The following is a 7,079-nucleotide window of genomic DNA, read 5'->3' as shown; positions in this document are numbered from 1 at the left end:
GACTTGGACCTTGAACGCACCAGATGCGATAGCAGTGGGTACACCACCTAGCGATGCAGAGGCGGATTCATGTATGTTTGCAGATCAGGATGCGGTAGATGCAGCCTATGCACAATGGATAACTGATACGACCAATGCGGCAGTAGCAAGTATAACAGGCGGATGTGCTCCAGAGGGTAGCATTAAGTCACAGGATAATGCACCAGACTTATGTGCTGGCGGAACAGCGACAGTGGTTTGGACCATTACAGATTTATGTGAGACCTTCGATGTAGAGGCGACTTGGACATTAACAGAATTACCAGAGATAGTAATTACATTACCTGAGGTAGAGTCAACAATTTGTAATGTTGATTTCCCAGCAATTTTAACAGCAAGTTATACGGGATGTATTCCAGGCACAGTGGACGCAGGTCCAACTAACATTAGATATCGTGAGGATATGTGTGCTGAATTAGCAGATTATGTATTTATAACACCAGAAGATGCATGTGGTAATTTTGATACAAAAACAATTACTATCACTCGCGAAGTTGATAAATATGACAACTGTGAAACCGCCTTTGCTATGGATGCACAAACAGCTAGTTGTTTTATTCCAGAATTTAAACGTTGGGGTTGGACTAACCAATACAGTGAGGGAGCTATTTCTGAATTACCTTTATATGCCGGAGCAGCCCAGTGTGATATTGCTAAAGGAAATAATGTAGGCAGTGTTACTGTAGATTATTCTGTAGCAGGAGAGATAACTGTTACCTATAACATAGACAATGATGGATTAGGTAAGGATTATGCAATGAGTGAAGCTCATATATATGTAGGGTGTGATATGTATCCAGAGAAAAATGGAGAGCCTACAGTAGCTCCTGGTCAATATACTTTTAATTCAGGATCACTAGATCATTCAACCGGAATTTCTGTAACATTTACAAATGTAAGTGGTCCAGTATATGTTATTGCTCACGCTGTCACCTGTGAGGAACTTTGTAGATGTAGTGATAGACCTGGAGTTGATGATGGTAATACGTATACTGTTGATTTAGGAATCAATTGTGGAGAAGAAGCTAAAGTGGTTTCAACCAAATCAGTTGACTTTACAGCGTATCCTGTACCATTCGATCAAGAAGTAAATATTAAATATTCATTCGATTACGAAACTGATGTTAAGATTGAAGTATTTGATATGAAGGGTGCATTAATCAGAACTTCTGAAAATACGGAATATATTAAAGGTACTGTGGAAACAATTAAACTTGATCTTTCCAGAACCGATAACCAAATGTTCTTTGTAAGATTGACAACTAAAGAAGGTACGGCTATTAAGAAAGTAATATCTTCTTCACCACAATAACCAATTCAATAAATATGTTAACAAAAAAGAGCGGCATTTGCCGCTCTTTTTTATGATGAATAATATGAAAAGCCCTTAATACTTTATAAATTTTATTGTGTGCATTCTTTCTTCAATATTCATATGAGCTATATAAATGCCATTTTGTAGAGTTGAAAGGTTTATGGTTTCTCTGTTATTAGATGACCTTTTGAACAATACTTTTTTTCCTAATATATTGTATATTTCGATAGTATCGAAAGGGTTTTGAGGTGAGTTAAGAATTAAATCATCACTTTCTCTATTATAATAATGTCTAATGGTATCGGTATTTAAATCATCAATGCCAAGAGTACTTGTGGTTATTGATAATTCGTCTATATTAATTGCGGATTGATTGGTAGTATTATGATGTCTAAATGCAATATAGACTGAATTACCTGCTAAGTCTGAAATATCTATACTTCGGGTTACAAATACACCTGCACCACCAACTTCATCAGTATATTCACTTCTTTGAATAGCACTAGATTCAAAATCGCTGGTTTGATTCCCTAAAGCAGCATAAACAGTATAATATTCATGTGCTGCATAAGATAATTCACCTCTTACTTTCCAGGACAATGTAATATTTTCACCCGCACTAAACGATGTCAAGTCAATGGCATGGGAAATAATCCAGTTATCTGGGGTGGTACTAGATTGCGAGTGTGAGGCAATAACCTTATAGCCTCCATAATAAGACGAAAATTCCCACCATATCCAATTATAACTATCACCATCTTGATCCTCAACATCCCAACAGACGTCTATTACATTTGTTTCAAAAGTTTCCAGTACAGGTAATGTATTGTCACATTGCGCAATCAACGACAGTTGTATTAATAAAAAACACGTAAATAATAAAACTCTTTTCATAACTAAGTAGGTTAATTTGTGTAAATTTAGTGTATTTAGTTGTTTTTATCGAACTAATTTACTTTTAATCGATAAAATACCAATTATTGTAGTTTTATTCTGATTAATTTCATGTATTCATAAGTAAATTATGATCTAAATATTCTGATTATTCAATCAAAATTTAGATAAATTACAGGTAAATCTAACTTGAAAATATATGTAAGCGCATGGATCATAGATGTTTAAAAGACGGATATAGAGTTAATTTTTCTAGCTAAGTTTTTTATTCCTCTAATATTTTACTACAAATTTCGAAGCGCATTCTTATCTATTTGTTACTGCATACATGACTTCTTATATTTATTCGTTTATCGGATAATTTTAACACTTTATAGATGTTTTTATTGTTTCGTAATTAATGACGCATTAAAAAATATTTTTAGATTTGCCGAATTTAAAATATACAATATACTGAATGTCAGTTTTGTAAGTAATTATGGGTTAACAAAAAATGTATTCTTTAATAATAGAAATAAAAACCTACAATAGTCTTAATAAAACTGGTATTACATCGATTAAATGCATTATAAATCAGTTAATCTGTAAAATGTATTAATTTTAGATCATAAATGCCCCTGATTATGAATTGTATTATACCTATTATTAAAAGTAAGATTGTATTTTGCGCCATTTTACTTTGTTCCTTAAGCAGCTTTTCTCAGGAACTGTCATATAAAGTAAATCTTGAAGACCAAGTAAAATTATCAGATCAAATTGTGGAAGGTAAGATAATTGCGAAATCATCGTTTTGGGATGATACCTATGAAAATATTTACACACGCCAAACAATTGAAGTATATAAGGTTTTTAAAGGAAATATTGTGGAAACTGTTGATTTAATAACGGAAGGTGGGATAGTCGGTCTCGAAGCAGTAATGGTGTCCCATAGTTTACAATTGCAAGAAGGCGATACAGGTGTTTTTATGTTGAAGCGGGCAGACTCTCAAAATCTATCAAAAGGAAATACTCATAATAATTTTGAAAGTGTTAGTGACTTTCAGGGCTTTTATAAATATGATAAAGCAAGAGATAGAGTAGCCAATGCTTTCGAAACGCACAAAGGAATTCAATCGAATTTTCAAAATATACTATCTAACTATACCTTAAAAAAGCCAATTCAGGTAAAATCGGATCTATTACTGCAAGATGATATTTCCAGGGATGAAGAAACTCCTGTTTATGGAAAATCAAGTTCAACCACGGCTGCTTTAGCTGTTACATCTTTTTCAGCGACCAGTTTTACAGCTGGAACTAAAAGTGTTTTAACCATCAATGGTTCGGGTTTTGGACAAAGTAAAGGAGCAGTAGGGTTTAGCGACGCAAATTATGGTGGTTATTTGCATACCGATGCTTTAGATAATCAAATATTAAGTTGGAGTGATAATAAAATTGAAGTAGAAATACCAGATAATGCTGGATCGGGCACTATTAAGGTTTCTACCGCGAGCGGTGGTTCTATAGTAACTACTGAAAAGCTTCATATCGATTTCGCTCAAATTAATCTGGAGTATAATTCAGGTTCAGGTAAAATAGCCTATCAAACACAGCATATTGATGATAATTCTGAAGGCGGTAATACCTGGATTATGAATACTAATTTTAGTGCAACAGGAGCAAAAGAAGCTTTTGCACGAGCCTTTGAAAGCTGGACCTGTGGAAGTGGCATTAACTGGGAGATTTCTGCAAGCACAACACCTATAAATACGAATGCCGATGATGGGGTAAATGTAATAACCTTTGTTGATAATTTAGGTACAGGAACCTTAGGAAAATGCTATTCAAGATACTCAGGTTGTTCTCAGGATGGAGAAATTAAATGGTATGTTAAGGAAATGGATATTATTTTTAATAGTAATATCGATTGGAATTTTTCAACGAATCCTCCAACAAACGGACAAGTAGATTTTGAAACAGTTACAGTACACGAATTAGGTCACGGACACCAATTGGGTCATGTGGTTGATACCAATGTGGTCATGCACTATTCAATTTCTAAAGAAGAATCTTTAAGAGCGTTACAGGATAATGATTTAATGGGAGCTAAAGATGTGTTATCGAGAAGCACAAGTACGGCCGTTTGTAATCAACTTAGTATGACGGAATCATCCTGTAGTTTATTAAGTTCTAAAGCGCATGACTATATAGAGGATATTGTTTTATATCCTAACCCGGTAAAAGATGTATTGTTTATCAAAAACCCTAAGAACTATCAAATACAGTCCATGGCCATTTACGATATACAAGGAAAACAAATTAGAACGATTAATTTTAATTCTAATGCCATATCTAATAGGGTTAATTTAAATAAACTTTCAGCAGGAATTTATTTCTTAAGCCTAAAAGTCAACAACACGATGATTAAAAGGAAACTAATTGTGAATCAGTAATTTGAAGATATGCTTTTTATCGACTGTAATTTACATTTCATCTATTCCATACAAATCATTCATAATTTTAACTAAATAATATCTTATTATTTCTTACCTTAAAAGGGCAAGTAAAACTTGTACCTAAAGAACTTCACATAATAGCATTTGATTAATAGCACATTAAATGCCCTTTTTTATCATTTCCACCTTTTTGGTTATGTCATTTTATTGCTAAAATAAGAAATTAGAACCCTCATTCTACAACTTCTTCTTTGTTATGTAAACTCATTTATTCACTTAATTTAAATGTTATGTTTATGTACAAAATTACTAACAACGATTTTATTGGTAAATTCAGTAAGTCGTACAAGACATTCTTATTGTGTTGCTTGTCCATAATTACTTTTGGTCTTTCAACACAATTTTTTTATGCTCAAGATGTAGGCTCAACTGTGATAAAGGCTAATTTTGGTATTGACGGCGATGCTTATGCCAATGAGTCAGAATTTCTTAATCTTGATGACCCTAACAATCCTGTATTAGTAAACGGAGCCAATACTGATGACTGGTTTTTGAATTTGGCATCGTACCCAGGAACGGGCTTGGGGGTAATAGATCAGACTCAGCCAGCACCTGCTGGGAATACACCCTTTGAGCGAAGACAATCTATAACTGCAGATGATGTTGGTAATGCCCGAGTGCCGTTCGCCATTGCCAATTTTCCCGTGGTTATAGATCTGAGCGGTGGTCCCACTGCATATTTATGGCTGGATGCCGTTTATGGACGCGATACTTATGTGTCGGGTGGAGGTACTGAAACATCCTATTTTGCAGGGGGGTCAGATAAGAATTCAGATAATCCAATAAACTGGACATTAGGAACTTCGGGAAGTGTACCTCAAAAAACGGATATTATTGATGTGTTCGCACATTTACGGGGAGAAGGCCCCCGTGTACCACCTAATATGCTAGACCCGTCAGATCCTCTTTATGATGCTAATGATGACAGACCATTTACAAAGCTTTGGGCATATGCCGGAGCGTCTTTGGTGGTCACCAATGGGAATAAGCATCTAGATTTTGAGTTTTTCAGAAAAGGATTACAGGATCCAGCAGACCTTGCTGATCCAACTAAACTTGGTCCAGATGGTGGACGTACGGCCTGGCAATTTGATACTGATTGGAGTATTTTAATTCCTGGAACCATCATTGTTTCTGTGGACTATATCAACGGAGGTACTGTACCTTCTGTAAGAATTAGGTGCTGGATGAGTGAGGATGACTATAATAATTTTGATAATGGTAATGCTGCTAGACCTTTTAATGTTGATAAAAGTGTATCTTTTATAAGTGGAGTAGGTACTACTGTTGACGGTGTTGTATATGGCTACGCCGCGATCAACCCAAAAGGAAATGATATAGCAGCATGGGGTAGAGTCAATGATAATATGTCAGACGATGCGGGATCTTTGACATTAGGACCACCATGGGGTACTTGGCATGGGTCTTCTCCAGATGCTGTTACAGATTATCAACGCTATCAATTTGTTGAAATTGGGATTGATTTATCCGCTTTCGGATTAGATAGAAGAGGGTCTCAAGATCCATGTTCTAATATATTAGGTAGTTTATTGGTTAAAACCCGTAGTAGTGGAGGAGGGCCGAATGAAGGTGCTTTTGACAGTGAGTTAAAAGATTTTGCTGGGCCTTATTTATTTGGGTTTCTTGGTGGTCCACCAGAGATTGCTGCAGACCCCCTAACAGCTTGTGAACAAGGTGATACTGGTCAGGCTACATTTGACCTTGAAACTGCTATTGACGAAGCGAATAGTACACCAGGAACAACAATAACATTTCATGATACTAGTTTGGCTGATGCAGAAGTTGGGGCTAATCCAATTGGTTCTCCAGAAAGTTACAGTGTAACTGTAGGTGAAAGCCCAAAAACCATTTGGGTACGTAGTCTTCGTCCGGATAGCCAATGTGATGCTGTTACATCATTTACTGTGGACGTTTATGATAATCCAGACTTTGATGTGACGGATTTAGAGAGTTGTGAGGAGGGTACCACAGAGGCCGCTACGTTTAATTTAACATTAGCGATTAGTAATGCCGATTCAGGAACCTGGAGTTATTCAGACAGTGAGGGAAGTATTGGAGATCCAACGAATTATTCAGCACCACTAGGTAAAACAACAATTACCGTGCGTTTAGATAATGACAACGACAGTGATGAAGGTTGTTATACTCAAAAAACTTTTGATGTAGATGTTTACGATAATCCGGACTTTGATGTTGCTGATTTAGAAAGTTGTGAGGAAGGTACTAGTGAGGCCGCTACGTTTAATTTAACATTAGCGATTAGTAATGCCGATTCAGGAACCTGGAGTTATTCAGACAGTGAGGGAAGTATTGGAGAT

General features: G+C 35.7%; 4 protein-coding genes. 3 read left to right on the top strand and 1 reads right to left on the bottom strand.

Annotated features, from left to right (window positions below):
• Positions 1 to 1,351, top strand: a 1,351-nt coding sequence (locus H611_RS14080) for a T9SS type A sorting domain-containing protein (protein ID WP_157515064.1), incomplete at its 5' end; no start/stop codon positions are given.
• A gap of 75 nt (positions 1,352 to 1,426) precedes the next feature.
• Here the strand turns inward: H611_RS14080 and H611_RS0106700 are convergent.
• Positions 1,427 to 2,248: a T9SS-dependent choice-of-anchor J family protein gene (locus tag H611_RS0106700; RefSeq protein WP_084158159.1), complete on the bottom strand. Its 822-nt coding sequence runs from the start codon at positions 2,246 to 2,248 to the stop codon at positions 1,427 to 1,429.
• A 623-nt stretch (positions 2,249 to 2,871) separates the two neighbouring features.
• On the opposite strand from H611_RS0106700, the gene H611_RS0106695 reads away from it, so the two are divergent.
• Positions 2,872 to 4,677 (top strand): T9SS type A sorting domain-containing protein, encoded by a 1,806-nt coding sequence (locus tag H611_RS0106695; protein WP_027137630.1) that lies wholly within the window; start codon positions 2,872 to 2,874, stop codon positions 4,675 to 4,677.
• Between the two features lie 299 nt (positions 4,678 to 4,976).
• The coding region (locus H611_RS14075; protein ID WP_157515063.1) for a hypothetical protein at positions 4,977 to 7,079 on the top strand (2,103 nt) is incomplete at its 3' end.

The organism is Gaetbulibacter saemankumensis DSM 17032, from assembly GCF_000425645.1.
In the GTDB taxonomy this organism is placed as follows: Bacteria; Bacteroidota; Bacteroidia; order Flavobacteriales; family Flavobacteriaceae; genus Gaetbulibacter; species Gaetbulibacter saemankumensis.
The sequence above is the reverse complement of the archived record's forward strand: the minus strand, read 5'-3'. Positions and strand labels throughout refer to the sequence as shown.